19 protein-coding genes and 2 pseudogenes are annotated in these 25,283 nt (G+C 72.3%); 11 read left to right on the forward strand and 10 right to left on the reverse strand.

The features are described 5' to 3' along the window. Positions 1-97: 97 nt before the first annotated feature. Positions 98-2,764: a BTAD domain-containing putative transcriptional regulator gene (locus ACFYW9_RS21370; protein ID WP_389152487.1), complete on the reverse strand. Its 2,667-nt coding sequence runs from the start codon at positions 2,762-2,764 to the stop codon at positions 98-100. Positions 2,765-3,309: 545 nt separating this feature from the next. Here ACFYW9_RS21370 and ACFYW9_RS21375 point away from each other — a divergent pair. The 3 genes from ACFYW9_RS21375 (at position 3,310) to ACFYW9_RS21385 (ending at position 6,491) form a co-directional block, all read left to right on the forward strand. Next, positions 3,310-4,176 (forward strand): aegerolysin family protein, encoded by an 867-nt coding sequence (locus ACFYW9_RS21375; protein ID WP_389152490.1) that lies wholly within the window; start codon positions 3,310-3,312, stop codon positions 4,174-4,176. 90 nt (positions 4,177-4,266) lie between these two features. Further along, positions 4,267-4,788: a hypothetical protein gene (locus ACFYW9_RS21380; protein ID WP_389152494.1), complete on the forward strand. Its 522-nt coding sequence runs from the start codon at positions 4,267-4,269 to the stop codon at positions 4,786-4,788. 527 nt (positions 4,789-5,315) lie between these two features. Beyond that, positions 5,316-6,491, forward strand: coding sequence for a glycoside hydrolase family 6 protein (locus ACFYW9_RS21385; RefSeq protein WP_389152497.1), 1,176 nt, complete (start codon positions 5,316-5,318; stop codon positions 6,489-6,491). A 28-nt stretch (positions 6,492-6,519) separates the two neighbouring features. On the opposite strand, the gene ACFYW9_RS21390 is transcribed toward ACFYW9_RS21385, so the two are convergent. The 3 genes and pseudogenes from ACFYW9_RS21390 to ACFYW9_RS21400 form a co-directional block, all read right to left on the reverse strand. Continuing rightward, entirely contained in the window at positions 6,520-6,960 is a 441-nt protein-coding gene (locus tag ACFYW9_RS21390) for an SRPBCC family protein (RefSeq protein WP_389152500.1), read from the reverse strand. A 139-nt stretch (positions 6,961-7,099) separates the two neighbouring features. Beyond that, on the reverse strand, positions 7,100-8,485 hold the full coding sequence (locus tag ACFYW9_RS21395) for a diacylglycerol/lipid kinase family protein (protein ID WP_389152503.1): 1,386 nt from the start codon (positions 8,483-8,485) through the stop codon (positions 7,100-7,102). A gap of 250 nt (positions 8,486-8,735) precedes the next feature. Further along, a pseudogene (locus tag ACFYW9_RS21400) lies at positions 8,736-9,191 on the reverse strand (winged helix-turn-helix transcriptional regulator); the annotation flags it as partial. A gap of 120 nt (positions 9,192-9,311) precedes the next feature. Between ACFYW9_RS21400 and ACFYW9_RS21405 the strand changes: the two are divergent. From ACFYW9_RS21405 to ACFYW9_RS21430, 6 genes are all read left to right on the forward strand, one after another. Then, positions 9,312-9,797: a PaaI family thioesterase gene (locus tag ACFYW9_RS21405; protein ID WP_389152506.1), complete on the forward strand. Its 486-nt coding sequence runs from the start codon at positions 9,312-9,314 to the stop codon at positions 9,795-9,797. 84 nt (positions 9,798-9,881) lie between these two features. Continuing rightward, on the forward strand, positions 9,882-10,526 hold the full coding sequence (locus tag ACFYW9_RS21410; RefSeq protein ID WP_389152509.1) for a DUF1345 domain-containing protein: 645 nt from the start codon (positions 9,882-9,884) through the stop codon (positions 10,524-10,526). A 144-nt stretch (positions 10,527-10,670) separates the two neighbouring features. Continuing rightward, positions 10,671-11,705 (forward strand): Dyp-type peroxidase, encoded by a 1,035-nt coding sequence (locus tag ACFYW9_RS21415; RefSeq protein WP_389152512.1) that lies wholly within the window; start codon positions 10,671-10,673, stop codon positions 11,703-11,705. Continuing rightward, positions 11,702-12,649, forward strand: a complete 948-nt coding sequence (locus tag ACFYW9_RS21420; protein WP_389152515.1) for a family 1 encapsulin nanocompartment shell protein — start codon at positions 11,702-11,704, stop codon at positions 12,647-12,649. The genes ACFYW9_RS21415 and ACFYW9_RS21420 overlap by 4 nt, the downstream gene beginning before the upstream one ends. Positions 12,650-12,883: 234 nt before the next feature. Then, positions 12,884-15,457 carry an ATP-dependent Clp protease ATP-binding subunit gene (locus ACFYW9_RS21425; protein ID WP_389152519.1) on the forward strand — a complete coding sequence of 858 codons (2,574 nt, stop codon included), beginning with the start codon at positions 12,884-12,886 and terminating at the stop codon, positions 15,455-15,457. 95 nt (positions 15,458-15,552) lie between these two features. Next, positions 15,553-15,831: a hypothetical protein gene (locus tag ACFYW9_RS21430; protein ID WP_389152522.1), complete on the forward strand. Its 279-nt coding sequence runs from the start codon at positions 15,553-15,555 to the stop codon at positions 15,829-15,831. 70 nt (positions 15,832-15,901) lie between these two features. Here the strand turns inward: ACFYW9_RS21430 and ACFYW9_RS21435 are convergent, their stop codons facing one another. Further along, positions 15,902-16,366, reverse strand: a complete 465-nt coding sequence (locus tag ACFYW9_RS21435; protein WP_351861174.1) for a GreA/GreB family elongation factor — start codon at positions 16,364-16,366, stop codon at positions 15,902-15,904. Positions 16,367-16,627: 261 nt separating this feature from the next. Between ACFYW9_RS21435 and ACFYW9_RS21440 the strand changes: the two genes are divergently transcribed. Both ACFYW9_RS21440 and ACFYW9_RS21445 read left to right on the forward strand, forming a co-directional pair. Continuing rightward, a complete protein-coding gene (locus ACFYW9_RS21440; RefSeq protein WP_389152526.1) occupies positions 16,628-18,949 on the forward strand; it encodes an FdhF/YdeP family oxidoreductase in 2,322 nt (773 codons plus the stop codon). A 117-nt stretch (positions 18,950-19,066) separates the two neighbouring features. Continuing rightward, positions 19,067-19,729: pseudogene (locus ACFYW9_RS21445) on the forward strand (phosphatase PAP2 family protein); the annotation flags it as partial. Between the two features lie 205 nt (positions 19,730-19,934). Here the strand turns inward: ACFYW9_RS21445 and ACFYW9_RS21450 are convergent. From ACFYW9_RS21450 to ACFYW9_RS21470, 5 genes are read right to left on the reverse strand one after another with little or no spacing between them, the layout of a single operon-like run. Continuing rightward, positions 19,935-21,260 (reverse strand): glutamate-1-semialdehyde 2,1-aminomutase, encoded by a 1,326-nt coding sequence (locus ACFYW9_RS21450; protein ID WP_389152529.1) that lies wholly within the window; start codon positions 21,258-21,260, stop codon positions 19,935-19,937. Positions 21,261-21,267: 7 nt separating this feature from the next. Then, a complete protein-coding gene (gene rfbC, locus ACFYW9_RS21455) occupies positions 21,268-21,819 on the reverse strand; it encodes a dTDP-4-dehydrorhamnose 3,5-epimerase (protein WP_351861170.1) in 552 nt (183 codons plus the stop codon). Continuing rightward, on the reverse strand, positions 21,816-23,048 hold the full coding sequence (locus ACFYW9_RS21460; protein ID WP_389152534.1) for a polysaccharide pyruvyl transferase family protein: 1,233 nt from the start codon (positions 23,046-23,048) through the stop codon (positions 21,816-21,818). The genes rfbC and ACFYW9_RS21460 overlap by 4 nt, the downstream gene beginning before the upstream one ends. Then, positions 23,045-23,992, reverse strand: a complete 948-nt coding sequence (locus tag ACFYW9_RS21465; RefSeq protein ID WP_351861166.1) for a glycosyltransferase family 2 protein — start codon at positions 23,990-23,992, stop codon at positions 23,045-23,047. Before ACFYW9_RS21465 ends, ACFYW9_RS21460 begins: the two co-directional genes overlap by 4 nt. Then, the gene (locus ACFYW9_RS21470; protein WP_389152538.1) at positions 23,989-25,278 is read right to left on the reverse strand and encodes a hypothetical protein; all 1,290 of its coding nucleotides are present in this window, start codon (positions 25,276-25,278) and stop codon (positions 23,989-23,991) included. Before ACFYW9_RS21470 ends, ACFYW9_RS21465 begins: the two co-directional genes overlap by 4 nt. Positions 25,279-25,283 lie beyond the last annotated feature (5 nt).

Genomic DNA, 25,283 nt, shown 5'->3' on the forward strand with positions numbered 1-25,283 from the left:
CCGCTTCTTGGGCAGTTACCGCCGACGCGTCGCGCCTTCCGGGCGGATCCCTGCGGGAAAGCGGAGCCGCGGTGGACATCCCCGCGGATCCGCAGACTCAGCCCGTCAGGGCGCGGTCACGGACCGAGGCCGCGCCGCTGGGCGCGAAGCCGTTCGTGCGGGCGTGGCCGTGTGTGCCGCCTGTCCCCCCACTCCCCCCACTGAGGGCCGCGGCTTGGTGGAGGCAGTGCCGGGCCTCCCTGTCACGGCCGAGGGCCCGCAGGGCGTTTCCGCAGGTGGTGAGCAGCAGGGCCCGGCGCTCGTCGGACTGCTGGTGCGGGGCGAGGGCCAGGGCCTGCCGGCACTGGCTCAGGGCCTCGTGCGGGCGGCCGACGGTCAGAAGGTGGGTCGCCAGGTGATACAGGGCCAGCGTCTCGGTGTGGGGGTGGGCCAGGGAGCGGGCCATCCCGGCCGCCTCCTCGCGCCGGATGCCGGCGTCGGTCAGTTCCCCGGTGCGCTCCAGGGCGACCGCCCAGTTGATCAGGGCGATCACCTGCCCGCGCCGGTCTCCGACCTTGAGGGCCAGGTCGGGTGCGCGGCTGAGATGCGTCAGCGCCGCGGTGTGCCGGCCGTTCTCGGTGAGGACCCAGCCCAGCAGGGCGCACAGCCGCGACTCGGCGTCGGTGTCGCCCAGCGCGACAGCGGCGGCGAGGCCGTGTTCGAGCGTCGGTTCCCAGCCGTCGTGGACCTGCCGCACGATCAGCGGCCAGAGCTGGACGGCGAGGCGCCAGGCCAGTTCCGGATGCCCGGCTTTGGCTGCCGCGGCCACCGCGGCGGTGAGGTTCGCGCGCTCGGTGACGTACCACGCCATCGCCGTGGCACGGTCGGCGAAGGCCGGCGGCGGGCTGGGCGGGGACGCCCGCGGGGGCAGGGAGCAGCAGGGCTGGCTGCCCGGTTCGGCCGCCGCGGCGGCGGCTTGGGCGGCGGCCAGGTAGTGCACCAGGAGGCGTTCGAGTCCCGTCGCGTCGGCCTGCGCCGGCAGGGAGCGTGCGTAGAGCCGGACGAGGTCGTGCATCAGATAGCGGCCGCCGGCCCGTTCCTCGACGAGGTGGGCCGCGGCGAGTTCCTCCAGGGCCGCGCGCGCGGCGGCGGGCGGCACGCCACTGAGCGCCGCCGCGGCACCGCCGTCGAGTTCGGAGCCGACGTGCAGGGCCAGTTGGCGAAAGAGCAGAGCCCCGGCCGCAGGCAGTTGCTGGACGCTCAGACGCAGGGTCGCCGCGACGCCGAGGTCCTCGGTGGCGAGCAGGGACAGGCGCTGGTGTTCGTCGGCCAGGTCGTCGGCCATCGCGCGCAGGGTGAGCCGGGGTCGTGCCACGAGCCGGGCGGCGGCCAGCCGCAGCGCCAGGGGCAGGCCGTCGCACAGGGCGGACAGCTCCTCGGCGGCAGCGGGTTCGGCGGCCACGCGCAGCTCGCCGATGACGCCGCGCAGGATGTGTACGCCGTCCGTGGGCACCAGGCGCTGAAGCGGCAGCAGCCGGGCGCAGTCGGTGGCCACCAGCCCTTCGAGCCGGTTGCGGCTGGTGACCAGCACCGTGCACCGGGGCGTGCCGGGCAGGAGCGGACGGACCTGCGCCGAGTCGCGGGCGTTGTCGAGAAGGATCAGCGCGCGGCGGTCGGCGAGCAGGGAGCGGTAGAGGGTTTCGGCGGCGCGGCCATGACGTGGCAGGCGTTCCTCCTCGACGGCGAGGGCCGACAGGAAGTCGTGCAGGACGCCGATATGCGGCTTGCCGGTGCCGTCCGGTTCCAGGGCGTGCAGGTCGGCGTAGAGGATGCCGTCGGGGAAGTCGTCGGCGTGCGCGTGCGCCCAGTGCAGCGCCAGCGAGGTCTTGCCGACGCCGGCCGGGCCGGTCACCACGCTCAGGGTGGCGGTGCCGGCCGATGCGATGGCGGTCAGGCGGGCGAGGTCGGCGGTGCGGCCGGTGAAGCCGGCCGGGGCGCGCGGCAGGAGGCAGGGGACCGGTGGGGAGGGACGCGGGGCGGCGGCCGGGTTCGCCGCTCTCCGCGGCCCGGGCGCGGCCGGTGGGGGTGTCTCGGCGACGGGTGGGTGGGGTGGCCGGGAGTGCAGAACGTCGAGATACGCCTTCGACAGTGCGGGGCCCGGATCGACGCCCAGTTCCTCGGCGAGGAGTCGCTGCGTGCGGCGGAAGAGGGCGAGGGCGTCGCCTTGGCGGTCGGCGGCATGCAGGGAACGGACCGTGGCCGCGATCAGGGATTCGCGCAGCGGATGGTTTTCGGCTGCGGGCCGCAGCAGGGCGAGGGCGTCCGCCCCTTTGCCGCACGCGTGCAGGGCGTTGGCGTACCGCTCCAGCGCGACGAGGCGTTCCTCCAACAACTGGCCGGCGGCCGCCGTCAGCGAAGGGGTGTCACCGATCCCGCCGAGCGCCTGGCCCCGCCACAGGCCCAGGGCTTCGGCCAGGAGCGCGGCCCGCCGCTCGGCGGAGACCGCCGCGGCACGGCGCGCCAGGTCGTGAAAGCGCCACACGTCCACCGAGCCCGGTGCGGCGCGCAGGGCGTAGCCCCCGCTCCCGGTGACGAGTTCGGCCGCGGGCGTCGTACGCGTCAGTCCGCGCAGTGCGGAGACGTGACCGTAGACGATGGTGCGGGCGTGGGTGGGTGGCCGGGTGTCCCACAGCGCGTCGATGATCCGCTCGGCGCTGACGGGCGTGCCGTCGGCGAGCAGGAGCAGCGCCAGCACGGCTCGGCGCTTGGGAGGGCCGAGTGGCACCTCTTTGTCACCCGTGAAAGCCGAAACCGGCCCGAGAAGCCGGAATTCCATCAGCATTGTTCCCTTGGCCATGTCGTCCGGGCGGACATTCACGAGGAGTCAGACAAGCATGCTCACCCTCGAAATGGGGTGCATGGATCGGGAATTGGACAATCGGCGCTTCAAGTCCGTCCAGAACTTGTCGTGTTGCGTGAGTTCCAGTGATCTCTGCCACCGGACCCGAGTGCGCGGGGTAACACGAAAAGCGTGAAAGGTGTTCAGCGAGAGGCCGCGGGGCCGGAATGGGTCGTACCGAATTCAATTGCCGAGTGCGACGCAATCCGTCGTCCGTCGTTCGCCGTGCAGCGCCGTGGACGGGGGTCCGCACCTCGGGCGGGGTGGTGGCCAAGGCTTTACGGCGACCTAACGGCCGGGTGCTTCTGCCGCTCCTGTTCGGCGTTACACCACCGTTAGGCCTCCTCGGCAAGCTCTTTTCCGGAAGCCCGGAACACGGATCAGGAGGCGCGATGTCACACAGCACACGAATTCGCAGGGGCCCAGGCGCGGTGCGCAGGGCGGTGACGGCGAGCGGCACCATTGCCGCCACCGCCATGGCCGCCGTGGCCGTGTTCGCCTCGGCCGGCAGTTCTGCCGCCGCGGCAGAGCACGACACGGCGCACGCGTCCACGGTGTCGGCGCAGTCGGCCCGCAGTACCCGGGTGCACGTCGTCAACGGCACCACCACGACCCTGTATCGCAACTACTCGTCGCTGTCGCACGGGGTCTGGGACGACGGGACGCCGCCCGAGGCCATCGACGGCGGGAGCCAGGTCGTCTGGGGCTCCCATTCCTCCGGGGTGATGACGGGGACGGAAGGCAGCGCCCGCTACTCCCTCGGCAACGCCGGTGAGGTCTCCCTCCACTGGGACAACCCTTACGTGGGCAGCAACAGCTACAGCTGTACGGCGCCCGCCGGCTACAGCTGTGCGCGCTCCGGTGGCAGCGGTGACAACGCGGAGGTGTGGTTCACCATCAGCGGCGGCGGCCGGACCGCCGCCGCCTCCCGCGGCCCGCGGTCGGCGTCCGCGGCGCGCAGCACGCACGTCACGCTGCAGAACCGTACGCCCAACGAGATGCTGCGCACCTCGTCGAGCCTGGTGCACGGCACCTGGAGCGAGAACCTGATCCCTCCGGACCACGTGTACCCGATGTCCAACGCGATCTGGCAGTCGGAGTCGAACGGCTTCATGACGGGGACGGAAGGAACGGCCGTCTACAACATGCTCAACGTCGGCACCGTCAGCGTCTCCTGGAACAACCCCTACGCGGGCGGCAACGGATACTCCTGCTCGCCTCCCTCCGGATACACCTGCCGGAAGGACGGCGGCGGCGGTGACAACGCCGCCGTCACCTTCACCGTGCTGAAGCGCTGACGGCGCGCTCCTCCTTTCCCGACCGTCTCCATCCACTGCATTCCCCCTCCTTCGCAGCTTCTCCTGCCGTGCAGGAGAGAAGGGACCACGATGTCTCGCTACACCGCAGCACTGTCATGCGCCGCCGCCCTGACCGTCCTCATGGCCGGCTCGGCCGCGGCGCTCCCCGCCGACGCCGCGCCGGCCGGCCCCGCGCACGCGGCCGTCGCCGCGCAGGCGAACACCTACGTGCTGGCCCCGCAGGACAAACCCGATCTGTGGCTCGGGGACCTCGACTACCACGGCATGGTCGTCTGCAAGGCCAGCCAGCTCTGGTACAGAGAAGGGCGCGACAACGCCGTCTGGCAGATGACCAACAACAACGACGGCTCCGTATCGCTGGTGAACATGGACTCCCAGGGGAACCGGGAGCGTCTGCTCAGCACGCGCGGGGAAGTGCTCATCTCGGAGGGTACCGGCGACGCCTTCAACTGGTTCAGGGCCGCCGGCCCGTCCGGGACCTTCGCGCTGAAGAACAAGGCGACGGGCCGCTACCTGGCGTTCACCGCCGCCGGCGGGGTTCTGGGGGCCGTCAACGCCTACTGGTGGTACATGGTCAACACGCTGCCATAGCCTGCGAGTTCGGCCTGCATCGGCGTCCCCCGGATCGTGCCGGGACGCGAAAGTGCCTTCCCGGGCGGGGCGGCGAGGCTGGACTCGGGCCTCTCGCCACCACGGCGGGAAGGCGCTTGCCGCGTGTGCTCGAAGGTTTGAGGGCCAGGGCTAGGGCCTGTCGTTCGGATCAGGTTGCAGGGCATCGACGGGACTGCTCTGCGCCGGTGAGCGGGGTCTGGTGCGTGCAGCTGCAAGGCGGAGGAGGGAGGCGACGCGGTGGGGGCACCTCCCGGCCGAAGGCTGGGGGACGTCGGCGACCGACGACAACGCCGCTGGGGGTCCCCCCTGCTCGCAGAGCTTGGAGGAGTGCGTGCCAGACCCCGCGTCTGCGAACTGATCCAAACGACAGGTCCTAGGCCCGCCGCGGAGTGCGGCGGGCCTTTCTTCTGTGCCTTGTATTGACGCAGGCACGTCGCTCGGCGAACCTCCTGTGGGAGCGCTCCCGCAAGTCCCTCGTGACCGTTGCGACCCCGGAGTGAACCCGTATGAGACGACGCACCCCCACCTGGCTCGCCGCTCTGTCCGTCGGACTGGCAGCCCTGTTCGCCGTACCACCGGCGCACGCCGCCGAGGCCGCCGACCGCGCACCGTCGCTGTACGTCCCCGATGCCAACCCGGCGGCGTACCAGCAGGCCCTCGGCCTCGCCCGGGCCGGCCGGCTGCGCGACGCGGCGGGCATCGTGGCGATGGTGAACACCCCGCAGGCCGTGTGGTTCGGTGACCAGACGCCGGCCGAGGTGGAGAAGGAGGTCCGCGCGGTGGTGCGCGACGCGGGCCGTGACGGCGCGATTCCCGCGCTGGCGCTGTACGACATTCCCGGCCGGGACTGCTCCAACTACTCGGCGGGCGGCGCCGCGGACACCGCCGAGTACCAGGCGTGGATCGACGCGGTGGCCCGCGGGATCGGCCGCGGCGACGCGATCGTCACCCTCGAACCCGACGCCCTCGCCCTGCTGCCCTCCGACTGCGGCCAGGACGACGCGCAGGGCACGAGGACGACCGCGCGCTACGCGGAGGTCAACTACGCGGTCGACGCCCTGGAACCACTGCGCGGGACGAAGGTCTATCTCGACACCGGGCACCCGGGCTGGCACTCCGTCAACTCCATCGTGCCGCGCCTGATCGAGGGCGGAGTGGCGCGGGCCTCCGGCTTCTACACCAACGCCTCGAACTACCACACCGACGACGCCGACTCCTGGTACGGCAAGCTCATCTCGTCCTGCCTGGCCTACGCCGACGGCGGTGGTGACACCGCCCAGTGCCCCAACCAGTGGTGGCCGCGCGCCGACGCGCAGGCCTGGCTCGACGAGCATGTGTCGACCCCGCCGTCCCGGATGAAGCACTTCGTCACGGACTCCAGCCGCAACGGCCGCGGCCCCTGGACCCCGCCGGCGGGCACCTACACGGACGCGCAGGACTGGTGCAACCCGCCGGACCGCGGCCTCGGCGCCCGCCCCACGCTGCGCACCGGCGACCCGCTCCAGGACGCCCGGCTGTGGATCAAGACACCCGGTGAGTCGGACGGCCTCTGCCTGCGCGGAACCGCGGGGCCCGAGGACCCCGAGCGCGGCACGGTCGATCCGAAGGCGGGCGACTGGTTCCCGCAACAGGCTCTGGAACTGGTCCGGTGGGCCGAGCCTCCGCTTCTTCCGGGAGGCTGAACCACTCCCGTTCTTCCGGGAGGCTGAACTACTCCGGCCCCAGCAACCCGTCCACCGCCCGCCCGAACATCCACCGCGCCGACCACCCCAGCGGGCGGTCGGCGAGGGCGGGCAGGACGCGCACGCTCAGGTCCTCCCGCCAGACCACCCGTGAACCGCCGCCGTCCGCCGGGCGCACCTCGAACTCGGCCCAGCCCGTGACGAACGTGCCGCGCTTGACCAGCCGGCACGTTCCCGGGACCCCGTCGCCCGGCGGGCTCCACGCGACGACCTCCATCGGGTCGTCGAACGCGAGCCGCCCGAGCCCCGACCGTGCCACGAAGACCGTGCCCTCCCGCGTCGGCGCCGGGGTGCGCACGCTGACCCGGGTCAGCGGGACGACGTCCGCGTGCCGGGGCCAGTCGGTCAGCCGCCGCCAGCTCTCGGCGACGGAGTGCCGGGACACGCGTTCCAGGACGAAGAGGACCACGGCATGATCGTAGGTGCCGGAAGGCCGGGACCGGAGACGAACCCACCGCGGGACGTGCTGCCGAGGATCCGTGGAGCAGGCCGCGACGGCGGTCCGGGAACGTGCTTCCGCCGGTTCGCGGGACGCCCTCGCCCGGTGCTCACGGTTTGTCGGACGGTTCCTCCGGCCGTCGTTCCCGCCCCGGTCCGTGGCCGGGGCGGTGCACACCGGCCGTGCGGCTCACGAGCAGGGCCATGGCCATCAGCCGGCGCCAGTCCAGGGCGGGCTGGACCGTGGGCACGCCCGGACGCTTCCTCGGGACGCGTACGCGCAGCACGCCCGGTTCGACGCGGCAGCGCACCGGGGTGGGCAGGATCATGGCCTCGCCGTCGACACCGGCTTCCAGTTCTGCGCTGTCGGCCGTCACGACCACCTCGCGCGCCGTGAGGACGGACAGGCCCTGCGGGGCGGGGGAGAGCAGCAGGGCGGCGGCCTCGACCGCGCTGTCCACCTTGACGCCGAGAACGCCGAGCAGCCCCGAGTCCAGCCGCTCGCGCCGTCCCAGACCCGCCGGATCGTTGGTGCGGTAGGGGTTGTTGCTCACCAGCACCGCCTGCGGTGCTACGAGGGTCGTGCCGGCGGCGTGGGCGGTCAGCTCGGGTCCGCGCTGGCGGGTGAGCAGATCCGGAAGGAGTTCCAGGATCGTGCCGATCTTGTCGTCCCGGTAGGCGGGATCCTGGACGACCGCCGCGTACGCGCCGAACGAGGCGTTGTTGACGAACGGGTGGGTCCCGGCGAAGCCGAGGTCCACCCGCAGTTCGACCCCGTTCGTCAGCGCGTCCAGGCAGGTGGCGGGGTCGTCGCGGTCGAGGCCGAGGTCCAGGGCGAAGTGGTTGCGGGTGCCGGCCGAGACGACGAGGAACGGCAGCCCGTGTTCGGCGGCCACGGCCGCGACGAGCGCCTGCGTCCCGTCGCCGCCCGCGACGCCCAGCAGATCCGCTCCGTCGGCGACCGCCTGCCGGGCCAGTTCGGTGACGTCCTGGTGCTGTTCCGGGTCGAGGAGCACGACGCGGGCGCCGAGCCGCTCGGCCTTCTCCACGAGTCCGAACCGCTCCACCTTGCCGCCGCCGGAGCGGGGGTTCATCAGGACGAACGGCTTCCGCGGCGGCGGGGTGCGGTACTCCTTCATGGGCCGGACCCGGCCGCGGGCGCTGCGCAGCGCGTGACGGCCGCACCACACGGCGATGATCCACAGCACGGGGGACAGCAGCAGGGTCCACAGCAGGGTCAGCGCGAGTACCACGACGGCGGCGAGCGGGAGGACGATGGCGAGCAGCCCGGCGATCCAGCGCAGCGGGCCCCGCCGGGTCAGCATCCACCACAGTGCCGCCGCCGCGACGGCCATGGCGGCGGCAGCGGCGAGCAGGAGCAGGAAGCCGCGTACGCCCCCGAAGGCGAGCGGCAGCGCCACGGCGAGCGCCGCCGCCGCCAGCGAAGCTCGCGCCGCCCATCGTTCTCTGGCCGGCGGCCCCGTCTCCGTGCTCATCGTTCCTCCACCGGTCGGTCCGTCCTGCACCGCGGTCGCCGTCGGAGAGGGCACCGCCGCGCCGTTCACGCGGACCGGATGCCCGTGCGGCGGACGTCCATGTCCGACCCGCGGGGAGAGCCCTCACAGGGTCACGCTGTCACGAGCCGGGCTCCGGGGCCACGAGGCGGCCTGTGTCCCGGTCCGTTTCCTGGCTCGTGTCCCCTCCCGTTCCCCGCCCGGAGGCCGGGAGGGCGGCGGGATCGGCCCGCCGCGCCGACGGGCCGGGGCGGGTACGCGCCTCCGGCGGGATCAGCTCGCCGTGCCCGGCTCCGCACACGACCGCCGCGCGCACCTGCTCGCCGCAGTCCGCGTGCAGGACCTCCAGCGGCGGCCCCTCGGGGTCGGCCGTATGGCGGTCGCCCCACTGCTTGAGGGCGATCATGGCGGGCCACAGCTCCCAGCCCTTGCGGGTGAGCCGGTACTCGTGCCGGGTGCGGCTGCCGGGCTCGCTGTACGGCACGGTGTCCAGGATCCCGGCCGCGACCAGCTTCCGCAGCCGGTCCGCCAGCACGCTCTCGGAGAGCCCGACGTGGCGCCGGAAGTCGTCGAAGCGCCGTACGCCGTTCATCGCGTCCCGCAGGACCAGCATCGACCACTTCTCGCCGATCAGGTCGAGGGTCCGCTGGACGGTGCAGTTCTCGGTACTGGTGTCGAGCCACGTCATGCGCCCCATCGTAGGCTGACTGTGAGATTGACAGCCAGGTGTGGTGCTGACTAGCTTCTGTCGTACCGGCTGGCTTCGGAAAGCAGAGCCAGAGGGCCGAAGCGGGAGAGTGGGAGAACCATGGGCAGGTCTCGTACGTACGACTGGGAGGACCCGGCCGTCTGCGCGGCGGCCGTCGCGGAGTACAGCGGCCTCGAATTCCTCCGCGAGATGCAGGCCGGACGGCTCCCCGCGCCGCCGATCTCCGCGACCGTGGGCATGACCCTCGACGAGGTCGAGCACGGCCGGGTGGTCTTCTCCCTGGTCGCGGGGGAGGAGCACTACAACCCCATCGGAAGCGTCCACGGAGGCGTCTACGCCACCCTGCTGGACTCCGCCGCGGGCTGCGCGGTGCAGTCCGTGCTGCCCCGGGGCACCGGCTACACCTCGCTCGACCTGAACGTGAAGTTCCTGCGGCCGGTCACCGTGGACACCGGCCGGATCCGCGCGGTCGGCACCGTCCTCAGCAGCGGCCGCCGTACGGCCCTCGCCCAGGCGGAGCTCCTCGACGCGGGCGGCCGGCTGCTCGCCCACACCACCAGCAGCTGTCTGCTGTTCCCCGTCTGACCCCTGCCGGTGTTCCCCGTCGTGACGCCGCCCGCCGCGGTTCCGCCGGGCCGACGGGCGCCGCCGGGGATACCGTGGCGGCGTATGAGGACCAGCCTGCCCAGACTGCCCCTGGACGCCGTGCCGCGCCTGATCGGCGCGGTGATCCTCGGTGCCGTCGTCGGCGTGGTCGTCGGGCTCTCGAACGACGTCTTCCTGGGCTCGCTCGTCGGGATCGCGGCGACGGAACTGTCCTTCGTCCTGGCGGGCTGGGCGGTGCTGTGGCCGATGACGGCCACGGCCACCCGCGACATCGCGCGCCGCGAGGACTTCCGCCCCCTGGCCGACGAACTCGTGGTGGTCGCGGTCGCCCTGTGCGGGCTGTGCGCCATCGTGCTGCTGCTCCTGCGCGGCAGCCGGTCCGACCAGGGCCACGCGGGGGCCGTGACCGCCCTGTGCGGAGTGTTCCTGGCCTGGGCCGCGCTGCACCTGATGTACGCCACCCGTTACGCCTACGTGTACTACGAGGCGAACGGCGGCATCGACTTCAACACGGACGACCCACCGGCGTACCGCGACTTCTTCTACTTCAGCTACAACCTCGGGATGACCTACCAGGTGTCCGACACCAGCGTCTCCAGCCCGGGGATCCGCTCGATCGTGCTGAGGCACTGCCTCCTGTCGTACGTGTTCGGCACCAGCATTCTCGCCACGGCCATCAATGTCGTCGTCGGACTCGTGAGCGGCTGACACCGCCGCGGGCGCGATCCGTTCTGGTGCGGTTTGTCCCGCGACGAAGCAGGATGGGGGAAGTACCTACCGGTCCGTGCGCGACGGGACACCTGCGCGTCCCGTCGCGACGGGCACCTCCGCGTCCCCCGAGGAGGCCGACCCTTGGCCGAGCCACAGGCTGTGATCTCCCGACCGGCCAGGGCCACCGTGTTCCTCGTGGTCACCGTCACGCCGGGACACGAGGACACGGTCCGCGGTCTGCTGGAGGACGTCTCCGGACTGCGCCGCTCCGTCTCCTTCCGGGCACCGGACGGCGGACTCGGCTGCGTCGTCGGCGTCGGATCGGCGGCCTGGGACCGGCTGTTCAGCGGGCCCCGCCCCCAAGAGCTGCACCCGTTCGTGGAGTTGACGGGCAGACGCCACCGGGCCCCGGCCACGCGGGGAGACCTCCTGTTCCACCTGCGGGCCCGCCGTCAGGACCTCTGCTTCGAACTGGCCCGGCTGATCATGGAACGGCTGGACGGCGCGGTCACGGTGGTCGACGAGATCCATGGATTCAAGTACTTCGACGACCGCGACCTGCTCGGCTTCGTCGACGGCAGCGAGAACCCCGAAGGGCCGACGGCCGCCGACGCCGTGCTCATCGGTGACGAGGACCCCGATTTCGCCGGCGGCAGTTACGTGATCGTCCAGAAGTACCTGCACGACCTGCGGACATGGAACGCGCTGCCGTCGGACGAGCAGGAGAGGGTCATCGGGCGCGCGAAGCTCGCCAACACCGAACTCCCCGACGACGTCAAACCGGCCGACTCCCATGTCGCGCTCAACACCATCACCGGCGAGGACGGCCGCGAACGCAAGATCGTGCGGGAGAACATGCCGTTCGGCACCCTGGGCGAGGGCGAGTTCGGCACCTTCTTCATCGGCTACGCCCGCACCCCCGAGGTGACCGAGCGGATGCTGCGCAACATGTTCCTCGGAGACGGCCGGGCCTCGCACGACCGCATCCTCGACTTCTCGACCGCGATCACCGGATGCCTGTTCCACGTGCCGCCCGCCGGCTTCCTCGACGACCTCCCCGCCGCCCCCGGCGAGCGGGAGGAGGACGAGCCCGCGGCGGACCCGGCCGCCGCCGGCGAGCGCGCGGTGGCGGCCGGCTCACTGGGGATCGGCAGCCTCAAAGGAGTCCGAACATGACGACCGCACCCGACACCACCGCCACGGACACGGCCACCGCCGCCGGGACCGGCAACCTGCACCGGGAACTCGCGCCCATCACGCCCGCCGCGTGGAACGAGATCGAGGACGAGGCGCGCCGCACGTTCCGGCGCAATCTCGCCGGCCGCCGTGTCGTGGACGTCACGGGCCCCGAGGGCCCCGCGCTCGCCGCCGTGGGGACCGGCCACCTGTCCCGCATCGACGGGCCGTCACCCGGTGTCGCGGCCCGGCTGCGCCGGGTTCAGCCCCTGGTCGAGCTGACGGTGCCGTTCCGGGTGAGCCGTGACGCCGTCGACGACGTGGACCGGGGCGCCAAGGACTCCGACTGGCAGCCGGTCAAGGACGCGGCCCGCACCATGGCGTTCGCCGAGGACCAGACCGTGTTCAACGGCTACACGGCGGCCGGTGTCGACGGTCTTCGCGCCCGTACCTCCAACCCCGTGCTCCGCCTTCCCGCGGAGCCCCGGGACTTCCCCGACGCCGTCAGCCACGCGCTGAGCACCCTGCGGCTGGCCGGTGTGCAGGGCCCGTACGCGCTGCTGCTGGGCGCCGAGGCGTACACGGCGGTCAGCGAGACCTCCGACCACGGCTACCCCGTCGCCGCCCATCTCGGCCGGCTGCTCGACGGCCGGCTGATCTGGGCCCCGGCCGTGGAGGGGGCCTTCCTGCTCACGACCCGGGGCGGCGACTACGAACTGCGCCTCGGCGACGATCTCGCCATCGGCTACACCGCCCACGACGCCACCGGCATCGACCTGTACTTCCGGCAGACCCTGACGTTCCTCGTCCACACGGACGAGGCCGTCGTGGCACTCGACCCGTGGACCGACACGAACACCGACACGAACCTGGACCTGGACATGGACACGAACATGGACATGGGCGCGGACACGGACGGAGACGCGGGCAGGGGCGGGGGCTGATCCCGCCGGGGCGCGGGTGTTCCCCGGGCGGGGCGGCCTTCCGCGCGGGTCCCGCGGGCCGGGCCCTGTCCGTTTTCCGGCGTTCGCCAACACCCCCTTCCCCTCCGGGAGTTCCCCCTTCTTCGGGGAAAAGTCGCAGGCCATCCCGTTCGTGGTGCCGATGCCCGCTCCGGTTGCGGAGCAATAGGTGCCGCGAAATGGTGGAAGAACTCGTTGCCGCACCGGGAGCTGACCATGTCGATGTCGTCCTACGGTTTCGGCTCGTCCGACCCCTTCGGTGAACTGCTGAACCGCTTCTTCGGGATGTCACCCGCGTCGTCTCCTCCGGCGGTGCAGCGCGTGCCCATCGGACGGCTGCTGACGGAGTCCTCGCAGGAACTCCTGAACCTGGCCGCACAGCGGGCCCAGCAGGACGGGACGTCGGATCTCGACACGGAGCACCTGCTGTGGGCCGCCACGAAGGTGGAACCCGCCCGCTCCCTGCTGGCCCGCGCGGAGCTGGACCCCGACGCGCTCGCGGCGCAGCTGGCCGAGGTCCTCCCCCGGGAGAGCAGCGAACCGTCCTCGGAGCCGGGGCTGACCCCGGCGGCCAAGCGCACCCTCGCCGCCGCGTACGCCCGCTCGCAGGCGGCCGGGGTGTCCTACATCGGCCCCGAGCACATCCTCGCCGCCCTGCTGGGGGACGCCGACACCGGTGCCGCCCAGTTGCTGCGGGCCGACGGACAGGACGCGCAGAAGCTGGCCGGTCTCACCGAACGGACGGCCCGTCCCGAAGGCCGTCCCGCCGAGCCGGACAAGCCCGCCACGACCCTCGACGAGTTCGGACGGGACCTGACGGAAGAGGCGAAGGCCGGGCGGCTCGACCCGGTCGTCGGACGCGCCGAGCAGATCGAGCAGACCATCGAGATCCTCTCGCGGCGGTCCAAGAACAACCCCGTGCTCATCGGCGAGCCGGGCGTCGGCAAGACCGCGATCGTCGAAGGACTCGCCCAGCGCATCGTCTCCGGTGACGTCCCGGACACCCTCAAGGGCAAGCGCGTCGTCTCCCTCGACCTGTCCGGCATGGTGGCGGGCGCCCAGTACCGCGGGCAGTTCGAGGAGCGGCTGAAGAAGGTCATCGAGGACGTCCAGGCGTCGGAGGGAGAGATCGTCCTCTTCATCGACGAACTGCACACGGTCGTCGGCGCGGGCGCGACGGGCGAGGGCTCGATGGACGCGGGCAACATGCTCAAACCCGCTCTGGCCCGCGGGGAACTGCACGTGGTGGGCGCGACGACCATCGACGAGTACCGCAAGTACGTCGAGAAGGACGCCGCGCTCGAACGGCGCTTCCAGCCGGTGACGGTGCCGGAGCCGTCGGTCGAGGAGACCGTGCAGATCCTGGAGGGGCTGCGCGACGCGTACGAGGCGCACCACCAGGTCCGCTTCGCCGACGGCGCCCTGGCCGCGGCGGCGGAACTGTCCGACCGCTACATCAGCGACCGGTTCCTGCCCGACAAGGCGATCGACGTGATGGACCAGGCGGGCGCCCGGGTGCGGCTGCGCGGCGCCGTCCGCTCGACCGAGGTCGCCGAACGCGAGGACCGCATCGCGAAGCTGCGCCGTGAACGCGATCAGGCCGTGGCCGCCGAGGACTTCGAGCGCGCGGGGCAGCTCAAGGGACGGATCGCCGAGGCGGAGGGCGAGCTCGCCGGCATCGAGGAGCGGCGCGCCGGTGTCGTCTCCGTGACCGCCCGTGACATCGCGGACGTCGTCTCCCGCCGCACCGGCATCCCGGTGTCCCAACTCACCGCCAGCGAGAAGGAGAAGCTCCTGAAGCTGGAGGAGGAGATGCACTCCCGGATCGTCGGCCAGGACGAGGCGGTCACCGCCGTCTCGCAGGCGGTACGCCGCAACCGGGCCGGCATGGGCGATCCGAACCGCCCCGTGGGCTCCTTCCTCTTCCTCGGCCCCACCGGCGTGGGCAAGACGGAGCTGGCCAAGACCCTCGCCGAGCAGCTCTTCGGCGACGAGAGCCGCATGGTCCGCTTCGACATGAGCGAGTTCCAGGAGAAGCACACGGTCGCCCGTCTCGTCGGGGCGCCTCCGGGATACGTCGGTTACGACGAGGCGGGGCAGCTCACCGAGAAGGTCCGCAGACAGCCGTACAGCGTCGTCCTGTTCGACGAGGTGGAGAAGGCGCACCCCGATGTCTTCAACACGCTGCTCCAGATCCTCGACGACGGCCGCCTGACGGACGGTCAGGGCCGCACCGTCGACTTCCGGCACTGCGTCGTGATCATGACGTCCAACATCGGCGCGCACCGCATCCTGGATCACCAGGGCGATGTGTCCGATCTCAAGGACGTGCTGATGGACGAACTGCGGACCCGGTTCCTGCCCGAGTTCCTCAACCGCATCGACGACATCATCATCTTCCACGGCCTGAAGGAGGACGATCTGGCGCAGATCGTCGAGCATCTCCTCGGCCGGAGCGAACGCCGGGTGCACGCGCAGGGCATGAAGCTGGAGGTGACCGAGGCGGCCAAGAAGCTGCTGGTCGCCCACGGCCATCAACCGGAGTTCGGTGCCCGCCCGCTCCGGCGCACGATCCAGACGGAGCTGGACAACGGCATCGCGGAGCTGCTGCTCGGCGGCGAGGCCGAACCCGGTGACACGATCGTCGCCGACGACCGGGACGGCTCCGTGCACTGCACCGTGCGCAAGGGCGCCGGGGGCGACAGCGCCCCGGACGAGGGACCTTCGGGCGGCGGCGCGGAGGCGGAGCGGGGGAGCGCGGTGCCCGCCGGCGACACGGGCCACGACTGACCGACGCACGACGAAGGACGGGACGGAGGACTCCTGAGACCGAGGGACGCACCCGGGCGCGCGAGACGCCGGGTAGTCGTTTGAGGAGGCTGCGCATGACGCACCACAAGTCCAACCGGGCTGTCGAAGGCGATCCGGAGCACGCCCACAACAGGGGAATGCCCCTGCGGAGCGACGACGACGAACTCCACGCACGTACGGTCCGTGAGCGGCGCGAAGCCGGTCTGCTCGGCGGGCCCATGGAGGATCCCGAAGCCGAATACCGGCGCGAGCGCGTGGAGATCGACCTGGAGGTGGGCTCCGGCCGGATCCCCACGGGCCATGTCACCCGGCGGACCAGGGCCCCCTATCCGCCCTCCAGTTACGGGGACTGAACTCACCGATTCACCGCGGGAACGCGCCGGGGACCCCGGGGCGCGGGTCGGGCCGGTGGCCGCCGTGGCGCTACCGGCCGAGGGAGACCACGACCACGCTCCGGGGCCCTTCGGGGGCCTGGAAGTCCACGGTGTCTCCCGCCCGGTGGCCGAGGAGGGCGCGTCCGAGCGGGCTGTCGGCCGTGACGAGCGTCCGGTCCAGCACCGCGGCGGTCTCGCCGATCTGAACGGTGTCCGTCGTGCCGTCCGCGAAGCGGACGGTGACCGTGCTGCCCACGCCGACCTCGTCCGTGGGCGGTGGACCCGCCGTGTCCGCCTGGGCGAGCCGCGTGGTGAGCCGCGAGATCCGGTCGTCCAGGTGCCGCAGATCGTTCGCGCGCTGCAACTCGTCCGCGGCGTCGGCGTGGTCGCCCACCTCCGCGTCCGAGTCCCGCAGGGTCGCCGCGACCGTTCCGCGTTCGGTGCGGAGGTCGGCGAGTTCCCGCTCCAGTGCCTGCCGGGCGGCCTCGCTGATCGGTGCCGGTTCGCTGGGCATGCCTACTCCCTCGGGGTGCGCGATCTGAGTCGATAGGGATGTTTTCAGGATATCTGCGCACCTCTGTGTGCCGCTGGGTCGGATCGCGGCGCTATGTGATGTGTGGAATCGTGGAGCACCGGAGTTCAGGACGCTTCGTGCTGTCCTGCGAGCGAGTGAGGGAGGTCCCCATGTCCTCGAAGCGACGCCGGAAGAAGAAGAGCCGCCGCAAGCACGCCGCGAACCACGGAAGACGACCCCAGTGCTGACTCGGTGAGACTCTTGAACGCATCCCAGAACGGACAGGACGGCCGGGTACCCCATGTGGGGCCCGACCCGCGGGGCGAACCGGAATTCCATCCGTACCATCACCCGGCCGCCGGCTGGGGTGCGGCCAAGAGCGTGAGCCGGTTCCTCGTGCGCGAACGCGCCCTCGTGGACGGCCCCCGCGCGATCATGCGCATGAACCACGAGAACACGGGCTTCGACTGTCCCGGGTGCGCGTGGCCCGACGACACCAAGGGCCTGCACCTGGACATCTGCGAGAACGGCATCAAGCACGTCACCTGGGAGATGACCGGCAAGCGGGTCGGCCCCGAGTTCTTCGCCGCGCACTCGGTGACCGAGCTGTCCGGCTGGAGCGACTACGACCTGGAGGACCAGGGCCGGCTGACCGAACCGATGGCCTACGACCCGGAGTCGGACCACTACGTGCCGGTGAGCTGGCGCGAGGCGTTCGAACTCGCCGGCCGCACCCTGCGCGAACTCGACGATCCCGGCCAGGCCTCCTTCTACACCTCGGGACGCCTGGGCAACGAGGCCACGTTCCTCTACCAGCTCCTGGCCCGCGAACTGGGCACGAACAACCTGCCCGACTGCTCGAACATGTGCCACGAGGCCAGCGGCCGGGCGCTGACGGCATCGCTCGGCACCGGCAAGGGGACCGCCGACCTCAAGGACTGGGAGACCACCGACGCCCTGTTCATCATGGGCGTCAACGCCGCCTCCAACGCGCCCAGGATGCTCACCGCCCTCGCCGAGGCCTACCACCGCGGCGCCCAGATCGTGCACATCAACCCCCTGGTCGAGGCCGCCGCCACCCGGACCATCGTCCCGCACGACTTCACGGACATGGCCGTCCTCAAGACCACCCGGACCAGCACCCTGAACCTCCAGCCGCGCATCGGCGGGGACATGGCGCTCCTGCGGGGGATGGCCAAGGCGATCCTGGAGCAGTCCGGAACGGATCCGAAGGCCCTGGACCAGGAGTTCATCGACCGTCATACGGCCTACTTCGACAAGTACCGCGCGGTGTGCGAGGCCACCTCCTGGGAGGCCATCGAGCGGCAGTCCGGGGTCAGCCGGGACGGCATCCTCAAGGCGGCGCGCGTGTACCGCGACGCCGACCGCTCCATCATCAGCTGGTGCCTCGGTGTCAGCCAGCACGAACACGGCGTCGACACCGTGCGGGAGATCGTCAACCTCCTTCTGCTGCGCGGCAATCTGGGCCGCGAGGGCGCAGGCCCCTCACCCGTGCGCGGGCACAGCAACGTCCAGGGCAACCGGACGTGCGGCATCGACCACCGGCCGGCCGGGGAGTTCCTGGACCGGCTCGCCGAGGTCTGCGGGATCGACCCGCCCCGCGAGCACGGCATGGACACCGTGGCCACCATCCGGGCCATGCACCGCAGCGACGTGAAGGTGTTCGTCGGCATGGGCGGCAACTTCGCCCTCGCCGCGCCCGACACCCCGTACACCTACGCGGCCCTGCGCAACTGCGACCTCACCGTCCAGGTGAGCACCAAGCTCAACCGCAGCCACCTCGTGCACGGCCGCCGGGCGCTCATCCTCCCGTGCCTGGGCCGGACCGAGAAGGACCACCAGCGCGGTGGCGTCCAGAGCACCTCGGTCGAGGACTCGATGAGCATGGTGCACCTGTCCGTCGGCATGAAGCGCCCCGCCTCGAAGCACCTGCTGTCCGAGCCCGCCATCATCGCCGGCATCGCGCGCGCCGCCCTCCCGGACAGCGCCACCCCGTGGGAGTGGTACATCGAGGACTACGACCGCATCCGCGACACGATGGCCCGGGTCCTGGACGGGTTCGAGGACTGCAACCGCCGCGTGCGCCTGCCGCTGGGGTTCCGGATCAAACAGCCCGCCCGCGAACTGGTCTTCCTCACCCCGTCCGGACTGGCCGAGTTCTCCGCGGCCCCCCTGCCCGACGTGATCCCCGAGCCCGGCACCCTGGCGCTCGGCACGATGCGGTCCCACGACCAGTGGAACACCACGATCTACTCGGACAACGACCGCTACCGGGGCATCAAGAACCTGCGCACGCTGGTCTTCATGAACGAGGACGACATGCGCGAACGCGGCATCTCCGAGTTCACCCCGGTCGAGATCGTCAGCACCGCCAAGGACGGAAGCCACCGCAGCCTCGACGGCTATCTGGCCGTCCCGTACGACATCCCCCGCGGCTGCGCGGCCGGCTACATGCCGGAGATGAACGTGCTCTGCGCGATCGGCGACTACAGCGTCCAGAGCGACCAGCCGTTGATGAAGCACGTCAAGGTCACCATCGAGCCGTCCGGTCGGGACGTTTGAGACATCGCCAAGTGTTGACCCGCTCCTTACCCGGCGCCGGTGCGCCGCGCCCGCGTCGTTGGTTAGGGTGACAAAGGCTCGCGTTCGGGCCGAGTCGGACACAACGGGGGTTCGTCGGTGGGGAGTTGGCGTCGGGCGGAAGCCGCCGTGGTGCCCCCGGCACTCCGATTACAGCTCGGGCTGACCGCGGTCCTCGCCGCGTCGACGGTCCTCGCGCTCGGGGTCCTGTACGCCGGTGACAGCGAGCCCGGCCCGGTGGACGCGCGGATCGGGACAGCGGCCTACGACGTGGGCTCGCCGTGGCGGCACGTCGCCCTGGCCGTGGACTTCCTGGGGGAGCCCGTGGGGGCGACGGCGCTGGTCGTGACCCTCATGGCGGGTTGCCTGCTCGTTCGGCGCCCCCGCGCGGCGGCGCTCGTCGCCGCCGGCGCCGCCGCGGCCGTGGTCACGGCGACACTGCTCAAGTCCCTGGTGGGACGCACCATTCACGGCGGCGGGAACCTGTCCTACCCGAGCGGGCACACCGCCTTCGCCACCGCGCTCGCCCTCGCGGTGGCGCTGACAGCGGCCGGCCGGACCGGCCTCGGCAGGACGGCCGGCCTGTCACTCGTGCTCGCCGCGGCGCTGGCGGCCGGCACCGCCATGGGCTGGGCGCAGGTCGCCCTCGGCGCGCACTACCCGACCGACGCCCTCGGCGGCTGGTGCACCGCGCTGGCGGTGGTACCGGCGGCCGCGTGGCTGGTCGACCGGACGGCCGACCGGATGACCGGCCGGGCGGCCGCCCGGAAGGCGGACCCCCGGCCCCACGGGACGACGGAACGGCCGGGCGACCGGCCGACGGAACGGCCGGACGGCCGGACCGAAGACCGGAGAGCCGGCCGGTCAGCGGACCGGCGGACCGACCGGATGGCGGGCCGGACGGCCGGCCCGACCGCCGGCACAGGCCGCCGGGAGGTGCGCTGACGCCATGTCACCCCACCTCAGGTCACGCCAGACGGCGGAACACGGGCTTCACCGGCCGCCCGGAGAGCCAGGGGGTGGGATCGCCGGCGTCCAGTGCCTTGCGGTACACCGCGCACGCCTGGGCCACCACGTCGACGGTCCGGTCGATGTCGGCTTCGTCGAGCGCGCTGCTCACCACGAACGACGGGGCCAGCACCCCGCCCGCGAGAAGCCGGCGCAGGAACAGGGTGCGGTACTCCTGCGACGGCTGCCCCTTCTCGTCGAGGGTGGCGAAGACCAGGTTGCTGGCCCGGCCCCGGACGACGACGTGGTCGCCGACGCCCATGGTGGCCGCGGCCTCCCGGACCCCGGCGGCGAGCCGCTCCCCGAGGGCGTGCAGCCGCGCGGTGATGCCCTCTTCGACATAGGTGGCGAGCACGGCCATCGAGGCCGCCAGGGAGTGTGTCTCGGCGCCGTGCGTGGTGGACAGCAGGAACACCCGCTCGCCGGAGTGACGCAGCCCGCCCATCTCCATCAGCTCGCGGCGCCCGGCCAGCGCGGAGACGGCGAACCCGTTGCCCAGCGCCTTTCCGAACGTGGAGAGGTCGGGGACGACGCCGTACAGGCCCTGGGCGCCCGCCTCGGACCAGCGCAGGCCGGTGATCATCTCGTCGAAGACCAGGACGCAGCCGTACCGGTCGGCCAGCTCGCGCAGACCGGCGAGGTACCCGGGCGGCGGCTCGGTCTGGGCGGCGGGTTCGAGGATCAGGCAGGCGACCTCGCCCTCGTACCGGTTGAGCAGTTCCTCCGTGGCGGCCAGGTCCCCGTAGGGGAACGTCACGGTGAGCTCGTTGGTCTCCGCCGGAATGCCCGCGGACATCGGTGTGGTGCCGATGAACCAGTCGTCGACGGAGAAGAACGGATGGTCGGCGCAGATCGCCACCCGCGTGCGCCCGGTGGCGGCCCGGGCCAGGCGCACCGCGGCGGTGGTGGCGTCGGAGCCGTTCTTCGCGAACTTCACCATCTCGGCGGTCGGCACCGTGGCCAGGAAGCGTTCCGCGGCCTCGACCTCCAGGATGGACGGCCGGACGAAGTTGGAGCCGCGGTCGAGCTCCCGCCGGGCCGCCTCGGTCACGCGCGGGTGCGCGTGACCGAGGCTGACCGAGCGCAGGCCGGAGCCGTACTCGATGTAGCGGTTCCCGTCGACGTCCCACACGTGGGCACCGCTGCCGTGACTGATGACCGGGGCCAGGTTGTCGGGGTACTGGTCGTCGCCCTTGGCGTAGGTGTGCGCGCCCCCGGGGATCATGGCGTGCAGCCGCTCGTTGGCTGTCCGCGACAGGGGCAGGTGGAGTTCTTCGGTGTCCACGGGGACCTCAACTCTCTTCGTGCTTCAGGACCTCGGCGAGGCTCGGTGCCTCCCGGTCCCGTTGGGACATCGATGTGACCGGCAGCGGCCACGGAATGGCGAGCTCCGGGTCGTCGAAGGCGATCGTCACGTCCTCGGCCGGATCGTGCGGGCGGTCGATCCGGTAGGAGGTGTCGGCGGTCTCGGTCAGCGACTGGAAGCCGTGCGCGCACCCCGCCGGGATGTACAGGGAGACCTGCGTCTCGCCGGACAGCTCGAAGGTGGCCACGTTGCGGTACGTCGGCGAGTCCGTCCGCAGATCCACGACGACGTCGAAGATCCTTCCGTACGAGCACCGCACCAGCTTGGCCTCGCCCGCGCCGGAGCGCAGGTGCAGACCGCGCAGCACGCCCCGGACCGAACGGGACAGGCTGTCCTGGATGAAGGCGTCCGGGTCGAGGCCCACCGAGCGGACCACGTCGGCGTCGAAGGTGCGGCTGAAGAAGCCGCGCTCGTCGGCGAACGGCGTCGGCTCGAACAGGTACGCGCCGGCGATCGCCGGGACGTGGGTCGCTTTCATCGGATCTCCCGCTGGGCGTGGGCGTGGTCGGTCGCCGGGAACAGGGTCGCGGTCAACTCGTCGAACTGGTCTTCCAGTTGCCGGGTGGCGGCCTGGTTGCGCTCGGCGAGGGTCCGCCGCAGTTCCGCCGACCGCTTCTCCAGCGCCCGGAACTGTTCGAGCAGTCGGTCGGCGTCCACCTCACGCGCCGGGTGGCAGTACGCGCCGAGACCCATCCCGTCCATGAGCGCGTCGCTCTTCGCCGCGTAGCTGAGCGCGAGCACCGGTGTGCCGGTCTTCAGCGCGCAGATCAGGTTGTGGTACCGGACCGCCACCACCGTGTCGGCGGCGGCCATCTCGTTCATCAGGTCGGCCAGCGAGGCCGGTTCGGCGGCGGTGACCAGCGGTGAGTCCACCGCGTCGAGGATCGCGGCGACCACCGACGCGTCGCAGGTGTCGCCGGTGAGGAGCCGCACCGGCCTGCCCTCCCCGGCCAGCGTGCGCACGAACCGGGTCGTCCCGTCGAGATAGCGCCGGTATATCTCCTCGGCCCGGGCGCGGTCGTCGTTGCCGCCGTGGAAGTCCATGACCCCGACGCAGACCGGGCCCGGCGCGCCCGAGGGCCCGCTCGCCCGCGGCGCGGGCAGGGAGAACGCGAGGTCCGGGTAGACCTTGTCGCGCGCGGTGTCCACGCCCATCGTCCGCATCGCGTCACGGGACTGGGCGTCCCGGTAGGACCGGTACGCGGCCAGCCGCCCCGACCAGCGCACCAGGGCCCTGGTCGGCCGGTCGCGGATCTCGGCGGCCCCGACGCTGACGAGCGCGACCCGGGTGCGCAGCAGCCGGCCGCTCGCGCAGAGCAGGAACAGCGAGTACGGGAAGCCCCACGGCCGCAGCGGCAGCGTGGCCTCCAGGACGCCCATGCCCGGGACGATCACCACGTCGTGCCGGCGCACCCAGGCGGCGGTGCGGAAGACGTCGACGAGTTTGCCCAGGCCCTTGCCCACGACCGCGCCGGCCCGTGACGCGGTCCGGTACTCCCCGCGGTACCAGTGCAGCCGCGTGGCGGGGATCCCGAACCGGGCCGTGACGGCCTCGGGCCCCCCGCAGAGCGCGTCCACGGCCGCCTCCGGGTGCCTGTCCCGCAGGTACCCGAGCACGGCCTCCAGCGACCCGTCGTTGCCGAGGTTGCCGGAGCCGAGCAGGCCGAACACCCCGACGCGCACCGGAGTGCCCTTCGCGGGCGTCACGGCCGCCTCCCCTCACGGCCGGCGACCAGGGCGTCGACGGAGACGGCGAGCCGGTCCGGGCCGACCGGGGCGCGGTCCTCGACCCGCTCGCCCGCGCCCGGCCGGACCCGGCTGGTCATCCACGCGGCCAGGTGGCGGTAGCAGGCACGCCGGTCGGCCGGGGACAGCGGCGCCCGCCGGATCGCCGAGACGAAGCCCCAGACGTACTCGGCGAGCAGCCGGGGCGTCGGGTGCAGCGGGCCCGCCCGGCGCGGGTCCAGGTTGACGCACCGCGAGCGCTTGGACGGGTTCGCCCGCTCGGCGCGGGTGGGGTGGTCGCGGCGGAAGTACAGCAGCTCCGGCACCTGGTGGAAGGGCCCGTGCAGGGTGATCTCGGCGACGTAGGTGCGGTCCGCGTGGTGGTAGCTGTCCATCGGCTTCACCCGGCGCAGCCTGTCGGCCCGGAACACCCCGTAGAAGTCGTCGCCGCCGGGCTCGAAGAGCAGGCTGCGGAAGCGCTCCGGCGCGTGCGGGGAGTCGGTCGCGAGCGTGTACTCGTAGGGGACCTTCACCTTGCCGTCGCCGTCGATGACCGCCTGGCCGGTGTGCGCGAGGATCATCTCCGGCCGCTCGTCCAGCGCCTCCACGCAGACCCGCAGCAGGTCCCGGCCGTACAGGTCGTCGTGCGAGGCCCACTTGAACAGCTCGCCGCGGGACTCGGCGAGCACGTGGTTGTGGTTCGGCGTGGCGCCGATGTTCCGGGGCAGCCGGAGGTACCGGACGCGCGAGTCCTTCGCCGCGTACCTGCGGCAGATGTCCTCGGTCCCGTCGGTCGAGGCGTTGTCGGAGACGACCAGCTCGAAGTCCTCGTAGGTCTGGCCGAGCAGGGCGTCGAACGACTCGGCCAGGTACTCCTCGCCGTTGTACACGGGCAGGCCGATGCTCAGCCTGGGTTGCGCGGTCATGACGTCCTCACTTCGGGGATCGGTTCTTGAGCGTGCTCGCGCAGGGCGGACCGCAGTTGCAGCCACCACACGGCCGAGCCGCTGACGGTCGCGGCGGCGACGCCCCAGGCCGAGCCGACGGCGCCGCCGGCGGCCGCGCCGCCGAGCCCGCCGCCGACGTAACAGACGGAGGCGAACAACTGGCAGCGCAGGCTGCGCCGGGCCGCGCCGAGCGCGCGCAGCCCGGCCGCCGCGCCGGTGCCGAGGCCCGCGCCGGCGACGCCGAGGCTGATCGGCACGATGAGTGGGGAGGCGGAGTGCCAGACGTCGCCGAGCACCGTCTCGCCGAGCCGGCCGGGCACCAGCAGCAGCGCCGAGCCCCAGAGCAGCGCGCCGACGGCCTGACCCCCGCCGAGGAACAGGCAGAACCTGCCCAGTCGGTGCGGGGCCTGCCGCAGGACCCGTGCCGCCTCCGGGACGGTGACCAGCGAAAGCCCCATGAGCACGGCCAGGAACGGGCCGAGCAGGAGCTCGGCGCCCCGCACCGCGCCGACCGCGCCGACCCCGACGATCACGCCGAGCCCGTACGCCCGCAACTGGCTCGCGCCACTGAGGCTGACGTTCTCGACCAGGTACCGGTAGCCGAGATCGCGCTGTTCGCGCAGCCACCCGCGCGCCTCGGCCATCCGGGGCCGGATGCCGGACTGGACGCAGCCGTAGCCCGCGGCCACCGTGGCGGACGCGCCCCAGGCGAACACGAAGGCGGCCACGGTGCCGACGTGGGCGGCCACCACCATGGCGGGGACGAGCGCGACACCCCACACGACGTCGTTGAGGAACGCCTTGCGCCCGGTGCCCGCGGCGAAGAACGAGTACCGCCAGGCGTCCTGGAGCAGCAGCCCCGGCAGCATGACCCCGAGGGCGGCGAACGCGGGCCCGACCCGGCCGCCGAGTCCGAGCCCGGCCACCAGGCACACCACGCCGAGGGCGCCGCCGACGCCGAGCGCGGTGCCCGTCGAGCGGCCCACCGCCCCGCGCCAGGCGGCGCCGGGCGGGCCGCTGAAGCGCACCGTGAGCGGATCGGTGGCCAGCCCGCGGGAGACGTTGAGCACCACGCCGTACGTCACCCAGGCGAGGCTGAACACGCCGAACGCGCTCACCCCCAGCGAACGGGCCACGTAGATGCCCACCGCGAAGTTGCTCACGCTGGAGGCCGCCTGGTCGGCCAGCCCCCAGGACAGCCGACCGACGAGGGCCCGCTTGGCGGACCCGGCCGGTGCCCTCGTCTTCTCCCCCTCGGTGGTCATCGGCG

The organism is Streptomyces sp. NPDC002698 (assembly GCF_042888945.1).
Classification (GTDB): Bacteria; Actinomycetota; Actinomycetes; order Streptomycetales; family Streptomycetaceae; genus Streptomyces.